The 1,520-nt window shown below is 67.5% G+C and carries 2 protein-coding genes; both read right to left on the bottom strand.

The window, feature by feature from the left end; all coding sequences use genetic code 11:
* Positions 1–34 precede the first annotated feature (34 nt).
* A complete protein-coding gene (locus tag ACIRPK_RS36870) occupies positions 35–1,030 on the bottom strand; it encodes an IS3 family transposase (RefSeq protein WP_403047325.1) in 996 nt (331 codons plus the stop codon).
* A 29-nt stretch (positions 1,031–1,059) separates the two neighbouring features.
* Positions 1,060–1,443, bottom strand: a complete 384-nt coding sequence (locus ACIRPK_RS36865; protein ID WP_403047322.1) for a transposase — start codon at positions 1,441–1,443, stop codon at positions 1,060–1,062.
* Between the last annotated feature and the right edge of the window lie 77 nt (positions 1,444–1,520).

The following is a 1,520-nucleotide window of genomic DNA, read 5'->3' as shown; positions in this document are numbered from 1 at the left end:
CGGAAGTTGTCAAGTCAAATGAGACGGTTTGATGCTATGCGGGCTGTTGTGCTGGTTCTGTCTCTCGCTTCGGTTCGTTGATCCAGGCCTGCTCGGGTATCCGGGGCGGCCTGGGTCGGCGTGCGAAGCGTTCGGGGTGACGGGCGTATGCCTCGGCCAGCGTGACGGCGCGCTGCTCGCGGACCAGGTCGGCGGTCCCGAAGTGGACGGACGCCGGAGTGTGCAGGCCGATGCCCGAGTGTCGGTGTTCGTGGTTGTAGTACGAGAAGAAGCCGTTGCACCAATCACGCGCATCAGTGAGGGAGTTGAAGCTTCCGGGGAAGTCGCCCATGTACTTCATTGTCTTGAAGTGCGACTCGCTGTAGGGGTTGTCGTTGGAGACTTTGGGGCGCGAATGGCTCCTGGTGACACCGAGGTCGATCAGTAGTTGGGAGACCTTCTTGGAGGTCATCGAGGTGCCGCGGTCGGCGTGCACGGTGTCGGGAACGATGCCGTTGCGGGCGATGGTCTCGCGGATCAATTCCTCGGCCCGCTCTGCGGATTCGGCCCGCTCCACGGACCAGCCGCAGATGTAGCGGCTGTAGATGTCGATGATGACGTAGGCGTGGTACCACTCGCCCTTGTTCGGCCCCTGGAGCTTGGTGATGTCCCAGGTCAGGACCTGGCCCGGGGTGGTGGCCAGCAGTTGCGGCACGGCCTTGGCCGGATGTGTGGCCAGGCGGCGGCGCTCGCCGTTCTGTCCGGCGGCGGTCAGGATCCGGTACATCGTGCGTTCCGAGCAGTGGTAGCGGCCCTCGTCCAGCTCGCGGGCCCAGACCTGCGCGGGTGGCAGGTCGGCGTAGTCGGGCCGGTTGAGCAGGGCCAGGACCTCGGCGCGCTCGGCCGGCGTCAGCGCCGAAGGTGGCGCGGGGCGCGGGGCCCGCTGTCTGGGCGCGGGCGGATGGAGCCTGCGGTAGTGCGTGGCCCGGGAGCGGCCGGACAGCCGGCAGGCGGCCGTGGTGCTCAACTCCCTTTCCAAGCCAGGGAACAGCTCGTCGACGACCTGCTCGACGTCGCGCTTCAGTCCGCGCTCTCGGAGAGCATTTCCAAGAGCGCATGTGCTTTTCCCAGCAGTTCCAGAGCCGCGTCCTTCTGTGCGCCCTCCTTCTCCAGCCGGGCGACCTTCTTGCGCAGTCGCTCGAGCTCGGCCTGCTCGGCGGCCTTCTTCGGCCGGGCCGGCGAGGTGCGCTTGTCGACCAGGGTGGCCATCGCGCCCGCGTCCCGGGCGGCCCGCCACTCGATGATGTGCGAGTGGTACAGCCGCTCACGGCGCAGGATCGCGCCCTTCTCCCCGTTCGGGGCCGCGTCGTACTCGGCGACGATTCGCAGCTTGTACTCCGCCGGGAACGTCCGCCGCTTCGGCCGTGGTGCCGGGTCCTGCTCGGGGTGGGTGGTGCTGCCCATGCCGGTGATGCTCCTGTCTCGCCGATCCAGACTAACCCGACATACCGGGCGTCTCAGTCGAGACTGTCAGGGAGGGG

The organism is Kitasatospora sp. NPDC101801, assembly GCF_044766665.1.
Lineage (GTDB): Bacteria > Actinomycetota > Actinomycetes > Streptomycetales > Streptomycetaceae > Kitasatospora.
Note: the sequence above shows the minus strand (reverse complement) of the source record. Positions and strands in the feature narration are given on the sequence as shown.

Bases quoted from the DNA above. Each gene is read 5' to 3' on its own strand.
- ACIRPK_RS36865 (WP_403047322.1), bottom strand. From the start codon at position 1,443: ATGGGCAGCACCACCCACCCCGAGCAGGACCCGGCACCACGGCCGAAG.